Source organism: Polaribacter sp. KT 15 (assembly GCF_900143115.1).
Lineage (GTDB): Bacteria > Bacteroidota > Bacteroidia > Flavobacteriales > Flavobacteriaceae > Polaribacter > Polaribacter marinaquae.
The window spans coordinates 3153715-3167503 of sequence record NZ_LT670850.1 but is presented as its reverse complement, the minus strand read 5'-3'; the positions used below and the strand labels follow the sequence as shown (position 1 = coordinate 3167503).

Annotated in this window: 12 protein-coding genes; 4 read left to right on the top strand and 8 right to left on the bottom strand. The window is 28.6% G+C overall.

Annotation, left to right across the window (positions count from 1 at the left end):
* Positions 1–3: 3 nt before the first annotated feature.
* Both B5464_RS14055 and B5464_RS14050 read right to left on the bottom strand, forming a co-directional pair.
* Positions 4–1074: a PorV/PorQ family protein gene (locus B5464_RS14055; protein ID WP_231963678.1), complete on the bottom strand. Its 1071-nt coding sequence runs from the start codon at positions 1072–1074 to the stop codon at positions 4–6.
* A 79-nt stretch (positions 1075–1153) separates the two neighbouring features.
* Positions 1154–2128: a YheT family hydrolase gene (locus tag B5464_RS14050; protein WP_079738897.1), complete on the bottom strand. Its 975-nt coding sequence runs from the start codon at positions 2126–2128 to the stop codon at positions 1154–1156.
* 106 nt (positions 2129–2234) lie between these two features.
* On the opposite strand from B5464_RS14050, the gene B5464_RS14045 reads away from it, so the two are divergent.
* Positions 2235–2975: a phosphatidylcholine/phosphatidylserine synthase gene (locus B5464_RS14045; protein WP_079738896.1), complete on the top strand. Its 741-nt coding sequence runs from the start codon at positions 2235–2237 to the stop codon at positions 2973–2975.
* Positions 2976–3030: 55 nt separating this feature from the next.
* Here the strand turns inward: B5464_RS14045 and lptB are convergent, their stop codons facing one another.
* The 4 genes from lptB to B5464_RS14025 form a co-directional block, all read right to left on the bottom strand.
* Entirely contained in the window at positions 3031–3768 is a 738-nt protein-coding gene (gene lptB / locus B5464_RS14040; RefSeq protein WP_077809359.1) for an LPS export ABC transporter ATP-binding protein, read from the bottom strand.
* Positions 3769–3845: 77 nt separating this feature from the next.
* Positions 3846–4193 (bottom strand): carboxymuconolactone decarboxylase family protein, encoded by a 348-nt coding sequence (locus B5464_RS14035; protein WP_077809358.1) that lies wholly within the window; start codon positions 4191–4193, stop codon positions 3846–3848.
* On the bottom strand, positions 4168–4995 hold the full coding sequence (tatC, locus tag B5464_RS14030) for a twin-arginine translocase subunit TatC (protein ID WP_077809357.1): 828 nt from the start codon (positions 4993–4995) through the stop codon (positions 4168–4170). Before tatC ends, B5464_RS14035 begins: the two co-directional genes overlap by 26 nt.
* Entirely contained in the window at positions 4995–5963 is a 969-nt protein-coding gene (locus B5464_RS14025; RefSeq protein ID WP_079738895.1) for an SIS domain-containing protein, read from the bottom strand. Before B5464_RS14025 ends, tatC begins: the two co-directional genes overlap by 1 nt.
* Positions 5964–6103: 140 nt before the next feature.
* On the opposite strand from B5464_RS14025, the gene B5464_RS14020 reads away from it, so the two are divergent.
* Positions 6104–8287, top strand: coding sequence for an ATP-dependent DNA helicase RecQ (locus B5464_RS14020; RefSeq protein ID WP_079738894.1), 2184 nt, complete (start codon positions 6104–6106; stop codon positions 8285–8287).
* A gap of 64 nt (positions 8288–8351) precedes the next feature.
* On the opposite strand, the gene B5464_RS14015 is transcribed toward B5464_RS14020, so the two are convergent.
* Positions 8352–9029 (bottom strand): ZIP family metal transporter, encoded by a 678-nt coding sequence (locus tag B5464_RS14015; RefSeq protein WP_079738893.1) that lies wholly within the window; start codon positions 9027–9029, stop codon positions 8352–8354.
* Positions 9026–9751, bottom strand: a complete 726-nt coding sequence (locus B5464_RS14010) for a class I SAM-dependent methyltransferase (RefSeq protein WP_079738892.1) — start codon at positions 9749–9751, stop codon at positions 9026–9028. Before B5464_RS14010 ends, B5464_RS14015 begins: the two co-directional genes overlap by 4 nt.
* Before the next feature lie 187 nt (positions 9752–9938).
* Here B5464_RS14010 and B5464_RS14005 point away from each other — a divergent pair, with 187 nt between their 5' ends.
* On the top strand, positions 9939–11120 hold the full coding sequence (locus tag B5464_RS14005) for a class I SAM-dependent RNA methyltransferase (protein WP_079738891.1): 1182 nt from the start codon (positions 9939–9941) through the stop codon (positions 11118–11120).
* A gap of 206 nt (positions 11121–11326) precedes the next feature.
* Entirely contained in the window at positions 11327–13768 is a 2442-nt protein-coding gene (gene priA, locus B5464_RS14000; protein WP_079738890.1) for a primosomal protein N', read from the top strand.
* Positions 13769–13789 lie beyond the last annotated feature (21 nt).

Here is a 13789-nt window from a genome sequence, read left to right as displayed (position 1 = left end):
ATATTAAGGTCTAAGTAAATTATAATCTATGGTAATAGAAAAAATATTAGAATACAAAGCGTTTCCGACACTACCAATATTAGTTAAAGCATAATCAACTTGAATTCCTTTATAATTAAATCCAACACCAAAATTAGGTTGAGTGTTTAAAGATTTAGAGCCATCAAATTCTGTTTGATATTGAAAATTACCAACACCAGCTCTTAAATAAACAATATTTTCATAATCTAATTGCAACCCGATTGCCGGATCTATACTTCCTGCATCCGAAGAGAAGATATCATTTGTTCTAGCAAAACGCACATTTAAATCTATTTCTGTTTGTAAATTAAAAAATCGGCCAATTTTAAAATCTCTAGCAACACCTAGTTGTAGTTTTGGTTTTGTAATTTCTGTACTTTGTGGTAATTCTTGATTTTGACCAGGAATTGCATCTCTAATTTTTTCAAATTCTTCTTCATTTATAGCCCAACTATTAAAAGTTGTAGTTATATCTCTAGCCATTAAACCAAATTTCCAATTATTTCTTTCAAATTGAAGACCAATATCAAAACCAAATCCCCAAGAAGAAGCAAAATCGCCAATTGTTCTTCTTACAATTTTTGCATTAACTCCTAATTTAACATCTTTAAAAATTAAGTTTCTAGCATAAGCTAGATTAAACGCATAGTCTGCCGCAGAAAATAAACTAATTCTGTTAAAATCTATGTTTCCGTCGCTATCAATTAACTGTGTTGTATTTAAAATATCATCTACACCAAATCGAATAACAGAAATTCCTAGAGCACTTTCTTTATCTATAGGCATTGCAAAAGCCGCATGGTTGTAATTTGCAATTCCTGCAAAATAAGAGGCATACATTAAGGAACCTTGATAATCTTCGATACCAACTAAACCCGCAGGATTCCAGTAAGTTGCATTTACGTTATTTGTAGTAGCTACAACAGCTTTACTTTTACCTAAAGCAGCAGCATCTACACCAATATTTAAAAATTCATTAGAGTAATTTCTAAATGCCTGCGCGTTTACTAATACTGTTAAGAATAAGAAAAAAAGTAAAATTCTATATTTCAAATGACATGATTTTTCTGTAACAAATATCTTAAATCCTATTAAAATAACATTAGTTTTAGTAAGATATTGTTTCATAAAGTTATATTTGAATTTTTTCTTCGATAAAAGAAGCTATTTTGGTTTCAAGCCAATTATTTTCTTCTGTTTTAAAGGAACTCATAAAACCACAATGACCACCAAATTCTGGAATTTCTAAATAAAAATTACGCGATTTAATCGCTTCTTTTCTTGGGTAACATTCTGCAGACAAAAAAGTATCATCTTTAGCATTTAAAAGTAAAGTTGGTCTATCTATTTTAGACAAATAAGGTTTAGAGCTCGCTTTTTCCCAATAATCTTCTGGATTTTTAAAGCCAAAAACAGGTACCGTATATAAATATTCTAAATGTTTAAACTTTGTTGCTTTTTTTAAGCGTTCTTTATCTAATTGAAACTCTGGAAATTTATTCGCTTTATCTAAAATTTTACTTTTTAAAGTCTTAAAAAATACTTCTACATATAATCTATTTTTAAATTTGTCTAATTCTTTTTCTGCAGAAGTAATATCAATTGGTACAGAAACAGCAATTCCTCCTTTAACAATGTTAGATAGTTTTTCTTGATATTCTCCTAAATACTTTAAAGTCAAATTTCCGCCCAAACTAAAACCTATAATTACTATTGAATCGTAATTATAGTTGGTATTAATGTGCTTAATTACATAATCTACATCTTCGGTTTTACCGCTATGATAAGTGTCTAAAAGTAAATTATCTTCACCACTACAACTTCTTAAATTTAACGAAACAGTATCTAAACCTTTACTATTTAAATGATTTACAGAAGAAATAATATATTTTGATTGAGAACTTCCTTCTAAACCATGAATTAACAATACCAAATTTTTAGAACCAACTTTAGAAAAATCTAAATCGATAAAATCATTATCCCAAGTAGAAATTCTTTTTCGAGAATAAGTACATGTTTCCTTAGAAAATAAAGGACGATAAATTGTATTAAAATGTCCGTTTTTAAAAGGTAAAGTAGGAGAGAAGTCCGATTTTAATATTGGCATTCTTAATGATTTGTATGATAATTTTTAAAAATACATAAAATATTGATAATTTTAGAAAATTACCAAATTAGGATTTATTATTTTAGCCCTCTAATCAAATTTTATAATGAAAAAACACATTCCTAACTTACTAACATTAGGTAATTTATTTTGCGGAACAATTGCAACCATTTTAGCTGTTAATAACAACTTTGTATTTGCAGGTTTGTTCGTAGTTTTAGGTATCTTTTTTGATTTTTTTGATGGTTTTGCTGCTCGTTTATTAAACGTTTCTGGAGAATTAGGAAAACAACTAGATTCACTAGCAGATATGGTAACTAGTGGTGTTGTGCCAGGAATTATAATGTTTAAGTTGATTTCAGGAGAAAAAGGTGTATCTTTCTTTAATCATTTTACAGAAACTTCTTCTTTTAAAGGTATGCATTTAAATGTAGTTTCTTTAATTGGTTTAATACTAACTTTAGGCGCATGCTACAGATTAGCAAAATTTAATATTGATACAAGACAATCTGAATCTTTTATAGGATTACCAACACCTGCAATGAGTTTATTTGTAATTTCATTACCATTAATTTTAGAATATTCTGATCTAGAATTTGTAAATGATCTTATTAGAAATAATTACTTCTTAATAACGATTACACTTTTATTAACCTATTTAATGAATGCAGAACTACCTTTATTTTCTTTGAAATTTAAAAATTATGCAATCAAAAATAATATCGTTAAATATTTATTTTTGTTGATATCAATTATAATGATTATCAGTTTACAATATTTATCGATTCCTTTAATAATAACAATTTACGTTTTATTATCGCTCATATCAAATTCTAAAAAAGCGTAAATAAAAAAAGCATCAATTTTAAATTGATGCTTTTTTTAATAGAATAAGGTTTGTCTTAAAATACTTTACGTTTTTTAAGCTCAAAATCTTTACCTAAATATACTTTTCTTACCATTTCATCAGCAGCAAGTTCTTCTGGTGTACCTTCTTTAAGAATACTTCCGTTATACATTAAATAAGTCTTATCTGTAATAGCTAAAGTTGCTTGTACATCATGATCTGTAATTAAAATACCAATATTTCTATCTTTTAAATGCGCTACAATACTTTGTATATCTTCTACAGCAATAGGATCTACACCTGCAAAAGGTTCATCTAAAAGAATAAAGTTTGGGTCTGAAGCTAAACATCGAGCAATTTCTGTTCTTCTTCTTTCTCCACCAGATAATAAATCACCTCTGTTTTTGCGAACATGACCAATATTAAATTCTTCTATTAAAGATTCTAATTTTATCTTTTGTTCTTTTTTAGAACGACCTGTAAATTGTAAAACAGACATAATGTTGTCTTCTACAGAAAGTTTTCTAAAAACAGAAGCTTCTTGTGCTAAATATCCAATCCCTTTTTGCGCACGTTTGTACATGGCATCTTGGGTTATTTCTTCATCATTTAAAAATATTTTACCAGCATTGGGTTTAATCATACCAACAATCATGTAAAAAGAAGTAGTTTTACCAGCACCGTTTGGTCCTAATAAACCTATAATTTCTCCTTGTTGTACTTCTAAAGAAATACCTTTTACAACTTTTCTACTTCCGTAGATTTTCTGAATGTTATCTGCTCTTAAAATCATATTTTAAATATGTAGTTTTTGGGTTTGTTAAAAGTAGTAAAAAACTACTTTGTTATTCTTAAAGGTATCTTAAACAGTTACTCTTTTTCATCTAACATTTCCCAATATTCTACTGCTTTTCTTAAATGAGGTATTACAATTGTACCACCAACTAAGTTGGCAATAGACATTGTTTCCATCATTTCTTCTGTCGTTACTCCGTTTTCTTTAGCCGATTCTAAATGATATTGAATACAATCATCACATCTTAAAACTGCAGAGGCAACTAAACCTAATAGTTCTTTTGTTTTTACTGGTAAATGCCCTTCTTTAAAAGCATTTGTATCTAAATTAAAAATTCTTTTAATTACTTTATTATCAGAATCTAAAATTTTCTTGTTCATTTTAGAACGGTAGTCGTTAAATTCTTGGACTTTTTTGTGCATCTTTTAATTGTTTTTTGATCACCATTTTTGAAACTTTGATACTTATTTCATATAAGATAAGTATCGGAATTGCTACAATAACTTGACTAGCAATATCTGGAGGCGTAATAATAGCTGCTAATATTAGTACAACTACTAACGCATGTTTTCTGTATTTTTTTAAAAATTCTGGAGTTACCAATCCTATTTTAGTTAAAAAATAAATTAGAACAGGTAATTCGAATAAAATTGAAATTCCTAACAACATATTAGTTACCAGACCAATATGAGAATCCATCGTAAAATTATTCTGAATTAAATCTGTAATTTGATAATTGTACAAAAAATGAATTGAAATAGGCGCAATTACATAAAAGCTAAATGCGATTCCGCAGAAAAATAAAAATGAAGCTATAAAAATAAAACCTCTAGAATTTTTAATTTCTCTTTCTGTTAATCCTGGTGCAATAAAACGCCATAATTCCCATAATAAATAAGGAAATGCAAGTATTATTCCTAAAATTAATGAAGACCAAATAGCATTCATTAATTGTTGTGTTGGTTTTAAACTGATTAAATTATCATTAAATTTTACGTTACAAAAAGTGCTATCTAATCCTAAGAAATTAAAAAAGTCACAAAAAACCTGATAGGTTATAAAATCTGGTTTTCTATGCGCTAGTAAAAAGTATTCGTAGACTTCTTTCTGAAAAATGAATAATAAAATTCCGATAATAAATATTGCTGATGCACTTCTTACCAAATGCCATCTTAATTCTTCTAAATGTCCTAGAAAAGACATTTCTTTTTGTTCTTCTGCCATTAGAAAATTCCTTCTTTAATTAAATCATGTAAATGTACAACACCAACATATTCATTTTTATCGTTTATTACTAAAATTTGAGTAATACTATTGTTTTCTAACTTATCTAAAGCCTCGATAGCCATTGCATTTTCTAAAACAGTTTTTGGGTTTTTACCCATAATGTCTTTTGCCGTAAAGTGGTTTATGTCTGTTGTTTTGCTTAGCATTCTTCTAATATCGCCATCAGTAATAATACCTACCAACGTTTCGTTTTCTAAAACAGCTGTAACACCTAATCTTTTTTCTGATATTTCTACAATAACTTTTGCAATAGAATCTGTGCTATTTACTCTAGGAACTTGGTTATTTGCAATTAAGTCAGAAACTCTTAGGTATAAACGTTTACCCAAAGCACCTCCTGGATGATATTTAGCAAAATCTTTGCTAGAAAAACCTCTTAAATCTTGCAAGCACATAGCTAATGCATCTCCCATCACTAATTGTGCTGTTGTGCTAGTTGTTGGTGCTAAATTATTTGTACAAGCTTCTTTTTCTACAAAAGTATTTAGAGGGAAATCGGCATTTTTACCTAAAAATGAATCAACGTTACCTGTTATGGCAATAATTTTATTACCATAATTTTTAATTAACGGAACCAATACTTTAATTTCTGGAGTATTACCACTTTTAGACAAACAAATAACTACATCATTTTCTTGTACGTTTCCTAAATCTCCATGAATTGCATCTGCTGCATGCATAAATATTGCAGGCGTACCTGTAGAGTTAAAAGTTGCTACAATTTTGTTTGCAATATTTGCGCTTTTGCCAATTCCTGTAATTATGACCCTTCCGTTTGCATTTAATATAAAATTAACGGCATTTTCGAAGTTATCATCTAATAAATTTGCTAAATTCGCAATTGCACTACTTTCCAATAAGATAGTTTCTTTTGCGGTTTGTAGTATCGGATTAATTTTTTTCAATAGTTTTGTATTTTATTAAAACAAAAAAAAGTTATATCTTTAGATATAAGAAACAGGCAAATTTACTACAAAAAATAGTTTCATCAAACTATATATAAAGGTTTGTATTTTGTTTTTAACGTTAAACGAATATTTTATAAATGGATTTACATAGCCCTCTAAAAAAGTTCTTTGGATTCAATAAATTTAAAGGCTTACAAGAGCAAGTTGTTAATAGTATTGTAAATGGTAATAATACATTTGTTATTATGCCAACAGGAGGTGGTAAATCTCTATGTTATCAACTACCTGCATTAATGCAAGAAGGTACAGCAATTGTGGTTTCTCCGTTAATTGCTTTAATGAAAAATCAAGTAGATGCCATTAGAGGTATTTCAGAAAATAATGGTGTTGCCCATGTATTAAATTCTTCTCTTAACAAAACAGAAATTGCAAAAGTTAAAGAAGATATTTCTAACGGAGTTACAAAACTTTTATACGTAGCACCAGAATCTTTAATTAAAGAAGAGTATGTTTTATTCTTAAGAACTCAAAAAATTTCTTTTGTAGCAATTGATGAAGCGCATTGTATTTCTGAATGGGGACACGATTTTAGACCTGAATACAGAAATTTAAAACATATAATTAAAGCTATAGATAATGTGCCTGTTATTTGTTTAACTGCTACAGCTACAGAAAAAGTACAAGAAGACATTTTAAAAACTTTGGGTATTACAGATGCCAATAGATTTAAAGCTTCTTTTAATAGACCAAACTTGTTTTACGAGGTTAGGCCTAAAACCAAAGAAGTAGAAAAAGATATCATTCGTTTTGTAAAACAAAGAATTGGTAAATCTGGTATTATATATTGTTTAAGTAGAAAAAAGGTAGAAGAAGTAGCTCAAATATTACAAGTTAATGGTTTAAACGCTGTTCCTTATCATGCTGGTTTAGATGCAAAAACAAGAGCAAAACATCAAGATATGTTTTTGATGGAAGATTGTGATATTGTGGTTGCTACCATAGCTTTTGGAATGGGAATTGACAAGCCAGATGTTCGATTTGTTATACACCACGATATTCCTAAAAGTTTAGAAAGCTATTACCAAGAAACTGGTAGAGCAGGTAGAGATGATGGCGAAGGTTATTGTTTGGCTTTTTATTCTTATAAAGACATAGAAAAGTTAGAAAAATTTATGTCTAGTAAACCAGTAGCAGAACAAGAAATTGGTCATGCTTTGTTACAAGAAGTTGTAGGTTATGCCGAAACTTCTATGAATAGGCGTAAATATTTATTGCATTATTTTGGTGAAGATTTTGATGAAATAAACGGTGAAGGAGCCGATATGGATGATAATTCTAGAAATCCGAAGAAAAAACACGAAGCAAAAGAAGATGTAATTAAACTGTTATCAGTTGTTAAAAATACAATGCAAAAATATAAATCTAAAGAAGTTGTAAATACTTTAATAGGTAAAGAAAATGCATTATTAACTTCTCATAAAACACATTTACAACCATTTTTTGGAATTGGTAAAGAGAAAAAAGCAGCTTATTGGATGGCTTTGGTTAGACAAGTTTTAGTTGTAAACTTTATCAAAAAAGAAATAGAACAATACGGAGTTGTAAAATTAACCAAAGAGGGAGAAAGTTTTTTAGAAAAACCAGTTTCTTTTATGATGACAGAAGATCATTCATATTCTGAAGAAAATGACAATACAATAATTACAAATGCTAAGTCTGCTGGTGCTGCAACAGATGCTACATTGGTTAAACTCCTAAAAGATTTACGTAAAAAAGTAGCTAATAAACAAGGTGTTCCTCCGTTTGCTGTTTTTCAAGATCCCTCATTAGATGATATGGCTCTAAAATATCCTATTAATTTAGAAGAACTTTCTACAGTTCATGGAGTAGGAGAAGGTAAAGCAAGAAAATTTGGTAAAGAATTTGTAGCATTAATTTCTAATTATGTTACAGAAAATGAAATTTTAAGACCAGACGATCTAATTGTAAAAAGTACGGGTACAAATTCTGGAATAAAGTTATATATCATTCAGAATACAGATAGAAAACTTCCTTTAGAAGATATTTCGAAATCGAAAGGTTTAGAAATGACAGAACTAATCAAAGAAATGGAAGCAATTATTTTTTCTGGTACAAAGCTAGATATTAATTATGCTTTGGATGATGTTCTAGATGAAGACCAACAAGAAGAAATTTATGATTATTTCATGGAAGCAGAAACTGATAAAATACAAGAAGCTTTAGATGAATTTGATGGTGACTATGATGAGGATGAATTACGTTTAATGCGTATAAAATTTATAAATGAAGTAGGTAATTAATCAACTTTATTACAGTATTTTAAAGTCTATTTTTAAGAATCAATTTCTTTGAAATAGGCTTTTTTTATAGCGTAAAAATAGTAAGTAAGATTCCTAAAAGAATTGCTGTAAACTTTTGTATATTAAATTTATGATTTTCCGAACTTTCAAATAGAATAATAGTTGAAATGTGTAAGAAAATTCCGATTATTAAAGCGATAATTTCCGCATAATAATCTGTGAAAAAACCTATTTTATTTCCTATTAAAACTCCTAACGGACTCATTAATCCGAAGAAAAAAAGAAACCCAAAAATAGTTTTTTTACTGTACTTTGTATTTACTAAAAAGGTAGTAAGTACAATGGCAATTGGTACTTTATGCACTACAATTGCCCATAACAAATTATCATCAGAATGATTTATAGGCAAACCTTCGGAAAATGCATGTAAACATAAACTTAAAAATAATAAGGTGGGAAACTTTTTGCCGTCTGTATGAATGTGAATATGACCATGTTCTGCTCCTTTAGAAAAAGATTCTAAAATCGATTGTAAAATTATACCAAAAAGAATAATAATTCCAATTTTTTTAGGATCAGTAGTCGTTTCATAAACCTCTGGCAACAAATGTAATATAGTTACAGAAAGCAAGTAAGAACCACTAAAAGCTAACAATAATCGAACTATATTGGTACTTGGTTTTATTACAAAAACTAATAAAGAACCAATTAAAACAGAAGATATTAATAAGATATTTATCATTTAGCTACAATAATTAATCTATTAGAATTATTAGCATCAAAATTATTTAAATTATAATCACCAAAAGCTTCAATAATTGTAAAACCAACAGCGTCTAGATAAGAAGTCATTTTTTCTAAATCTAAAAATTTTACTCTTTCTGTATATGCGTGATTTTTACCATCAGCAACAAAAGAAATATGTTTTAAGATAAACCCGTTAACGATTTCTCTTTTAATATCAAAAGTAATACCTTCTACTGTTTTAGTTTCCTGTGTAACTAAATTGGCTTTCACTTTATTTGCGTTTAAAAAATCAAAAACAAAAAGGCCATTTTTAGTTAACGCACTTTTAATGTTTTTTAGAATTAAAATGTCTTGTTTATCATCATCAAAATAGCCAAAACTTGTAAAAAGATTAAAAATAGCGTTATATGTATCGTCTAAATTAACACGCATATCGTGTACTTTAAAACTTAACGTATCATTTTCGAACTTTTTTGCGTACTTAATACTGTTTTCAGATAAATCTGCTCCGGTTACATTATAACCTAAAGAATTTAAATATACAGAATGCCTTCCTTTACCACAGGGCATATCTAAAACAGTACTTTTCTTATCAATGTTTAAATAAGTAGTAATATTTTTAATAAATAGTTGTGCTTCAGAGTTATTTCTATCCTTGTAAAGAATGTGGTAATACTTTGTATTAAACCAATCTGTAAACCAATCTTTTGTTTTCATAAGTGCTTTGAGTCTGTAAAAGTAACTAAAACTTACATTCTGTAAAATGAAATTTTAACAAAGTATTTTAAATTAATATTAAAAGCTTAATAGTCTATTGTATAATTTAATTATTAATTTAAAACTTCCGTATTCTAATAACATCATTCTAACAATTAAATGTATTTTTGCATACAATTTTACAAGTATGAATAGAGATTTTAAAATGACAGCAACAACACTTTTTGGTTTAGAAGGTGTGTTGGCAGACGAACTTAAAAAATTAGGAGCACAAGATGTTAAAGAAGCAGTAAGAAGTGTTTCTTTTAGAGGAGATACAGGTTTTATGTACAAAGCTAATATCGCTCTAAGAACGGCTGTTAGAATTTTAAAGCCAATAAAAACTTGTAAAATTTATGATGAAGAAGATTTATATGAAGCTATTCAAAAAATAAAATGGGAAAACTATTTAGATGCCGATGGTACTTTTGCAATTGGTGCTGTAGTAAATTCTAAAAATTTTACATCGAACTCTCATTATATCTCTTTAAAATCTAAAGATGCAATTGCAGATTATTTTCGTCATAAATATCACAAAAGACCAAATGTAGATTTAAAATACCCAGATGTTAAAGTACACGTTCACATTCAGAAAGATTGGTTAACGGTTTCTTTAGATTCATCCGGAGATTCTTTACATAAAAGAGGTTATAGAACCGCTACTAACATTGCACCAATTAATGAAGTTTTAGCAGCCGGAATGGTGTTATTATCTGGTTATACAGGTGATGAAAACTTTATTGATCCAATGTGTGGTTCTGGTACAATTTTAATAGAAGCAGCAATGATTGCCAATAATATTCCTGCAAATATTAACAGAAAACTCTTTGCTTTTGAGCATTGGAAAGATTATGATGAAGATTTGTACTTTACCATTCAAGATGCATTGTTAAAGAAAATAAGAAGTTCTCACTTTAAAATAATGGGCTTCGATAAAGCGCCATCTGCAGTTCAAAAAGCAAAAGCAAATATAGAAAGTGCAAATTTAGATGAGTTTATAGGTGTACATCATGTGAACTTTTTTAATTCAACAAAAGAAGTTTTTGGTAACACAACAATTCTATTCAATCCGCCATATGGCGAAAGATTAAACATCGATACAGAAGAGTTTTACAAAAAAATTGGTGACACTTTAAAACACAATTATCCTGGTTCTACGGCTTGGTTAATCACATCAGATACAGATGCTCTAAAATGTGTAGGTTTAAGAACCTCTAAGAGAATTGCTCTTAAAAACGGAGATTTAGATTGTAAATTTGTGAAATACGAATTGTACGAAGGAACCCGTAAATTTAAAGAACGTAAACAAGAAGACACTTCTGAAGATTAATTTTTAGAAGCTATTTCCTGCTTTTCGCACTCGCTTTTTTTCGTAACTCAAAAAGAGCTCAAACAAACGCTACAATCAGGGCTAAACATATTAAACAGTAAAATTTAGAATTAAAAAAAGGAATTGCTTTCTTATTTTAGTTCTATTTTTTATTAGTTTTGATGCTATAGTAATAATTAAATTATAATTAGCGAATTCTAGATTCTATGCATTTTATAGACGTTATTTTACCAATTCCTATTCAGAAGACATTTACTTATTTGGTTACAGAAGATGAAGCCAATTTTTTACAAAAAGGTATACGAGTAGCGGTATCTTTTGGTAAATCCAAAATGTATACAGGTTTGGTATTTAATATTCATAACAATGCACCAACATTATATGAAGCTAAAGAAATTCATCAGATATTAGATGAAACACCAATTGTAAATGAGTTACAATTGCAACATTGGCAGTGGATTGCTAATTATTACATATGCTCTTTGGGCGATGTATATAGAGCATCGTTACCATCGGCTTTTTTATTAGAAAGTGAAACAATACTTTTTAAAAACGAGGCTTTTACAGACGATACTATTTTAGCAGATGATGAGTTTTTAATTTTCGAAGCGCTCCATCATCAATCTCAATTAACAATACATCAAGTAGTTGCTATTCTTGGTAAAAAGAAGGTAATGCCAATTGTAAATTCTTTAATAAAAAAATCTGCAATTTATGTTAAAGAAGAAATTTACGAGCAATACAAACCAAAATTAGTAAAATATGTACGATTAAACTCTGCATATAATTCAGATACTGCTCTAAACAAATTATTAGAAGATTTATCTAGAGCAAAAAAACAACGAGAAGCTGTTTTAACCTTCTTTCAATTAGCGACATCAAAAAAACCTATAAAATCTAAAGATTTAGAAACGTCTGCAAATGTTTCTTCATCAATATTAAAATCTTTAGTAGATAAAAATATCTTTGAGTTTTATCACATTCAAACTGATAGAGTTCAGTTTAAAGGAGATACAAACGATTTAAAAGTATTAAATGAGTTCCAATCGAAAGCACTTTTAGAAATAAAAGAAACTTTTAAAGTTAAAGATGTTACACTTTTACATGGTGTTACAAGTTCTGGTAAAACAGAAGTTTATACAAAGCTAATTCAAGAAGTTTTAGATCAAGGCAAACAGGTTTTATTTTTATTACCAGAAATTGCATTGACAACACAAATTATAACGCGTTTGCAATTTTATTTTGGCGAACAAATTTCTGTATTTCATTCTAAATATTCTATAAACGAAAGAGTAGAAGTATGGAATAATGTTTTAAATAATAAGCCTAAAGCAAGAATCGTTTTAGGTGCTAGATCCTCTGTTTTTTTACCTTTTTCTAATTTAGGATTGATTGTAGTAGATGAAGAACACGAAACTTCTTATAAACAATTCGAGCCTTCACCAAGATACAATGCAAGAGATGCAGCTATTGTTTTAGCTAAACTACATAAGGCTAAAATACTCTTAGGTTCTGCAACACCATCTTTAGAATCTTATTTTAATGCTACTCAAAATAAATATGGTTTTGTTTCTTTAAATAGACGCCATGGTAATGTGCAATTGCCAAAAATAGAGCTTATAGACGTTAAGACAAAGCATAAGAAAAAAGAAATGACTGGGCACTTTTCTGATAGAATGCTTTTATTAATAAAAGAAGCTTTAGAAGAGAAAGAACAAGTTATTTTATTTCAAAATAGAAGAGGTTATTCGCCAGTTGTAGAATGTAAAACTTGTGGTGTTTCACCAGAATGTCCAAATTGCGATGTTACTTTAACATATCATAAATTCAAACACGAGTTAAGATGTCATTATTGTAATTACCAAAGAGCAATGCCAAATAGTTGTGGTGCTTGCGGTAGTAACACTTTAGACACAAAAGGTTTTGGTACAGAACAAATTGAAATAGAATTGAAAGAACTATTTCCAGACTATAAAATTGGTAGAATGGATTTAGACACAACACGTGGTAAATACGGTTATCAAAAAATAATAGGCGCTTTTGAAGCAAAAGAAATAGATATATTAGTTGGTACACAAATGCTTTCTAAAGGGTTAGATTTTGAAAACGTTTCTTTAGTAGGAATTTTAAATGCAGATACTATGTTAAATTTCCCAGACTTTAGAGCACATGAGCGTGCTTACGATATGATGGTGCAAGTTTCTGGTAGAGCAGGTAGAAGTAAAAAACAAGGAAATGTAGCTATTCAAACTTACAATCCTTATCACCAAATATTACAACAAGTTTCTACTACAAGTTATACAGAAATGTATAAAGAACAATTACAAGAACGTTGGCAATATAAATATCCGCCGTATTACAGACTTATAAAAATTACGCTAAAACATAAAGATTATAACAAAGTAGATTCTGGTGTTAACTGGCTTTTTAAAGCATTGTACACTTCATTTGGCGAAAATGTTTTAGGACCAACGGCACCGGCAGTTTCAAGAATAAGAAATCAATACATTAAAAATATTGTAATAAAGATTCCGCCGAAACAAAGTTTGGTAAATACTAAAAATCAGATTACAAAAATTAGAAATACCTTTGAAGCTGTAAAAGATTTTAGACCTATTCGGTTTATTATAGATGTTGATGCTTATTAGTAATTTAAAATATGTAAATTC

What these genes read in the sequence shown, in the direction of transcription:
- B5464_RS14015 (WP_079738893.1), bottom strand. Translation starts at nt 9,029, where the DNA reads ATGATAAATATCTTATTAATATCTTCTGTTTTAATTGGTTCTTTATTA.
- B5464_RS14035 (WP_077809358.1), bottom strand. Translation starts at nt 4,193, where the DNA reads ATGCACAAAAAAGTCCAAGAATTTAACGACTACCGTTCTAAAATGAAC.
- B5464_RS14050 (WP_079738897.1), bottom strand. Translation starts at nt 2,128, where the DNA reads ATGCCAATATTAAAATCGGACTTCTCTCCTACTTTACCTTTTAAAAAC.
- tatC (WP_077809357.1), bottom strand. Translation starts at nt 4,995, where the DNA reads ATGGCAGAAGAACAAAAAGAAATGTCTTTTCTAGGACATTTAGAAGAA.
- lptB (WP_077809359.1), bottom strand. Translation starts at nt 3,768, where the DNA reads ATGATTTTAAGAGCAGATAACATTCAGAAAATCTACGGAAGTAGAAAA.
- priA (WP_079738890.1), top strand. Translation starts at nt 11,327, where the DNA reads ATGCATTTTATAGACGTTATTTTACCAATTCCTATTCAGAAGACATTT.
- B5464_RS14020 (WP_079738894.1), top strand. Translation starts at nt 6,104, where the DNA reads ATGGATTTACATAGCCCTCTAAAAAAGTTCTTTGGATTCAATAAATTT.
- B5464_RS14045 (WP_079738896.1), top strand. Translation starts at nt 2,235, where the DNA reads ATGAAAAAACACATTCCTAACTTACTAACATTAGGTAATTTATTTTGC.
- B5464_RS14005 (WP_079738891.1), top strand. Translation starts at nt 9,939, where the DNA reads ATGAATAGAGATTTTAAAATGACAGCAACAACACTTTTTGGTTTAGAA.
- B5464_RS14010 (WP_079738892.1), bottom strand. Translation starts at nt 9,751, where the DNA reads ATGAAAACAAAAGATTGGTTTACAGATTGGTTTAATACAAAGTATTAC.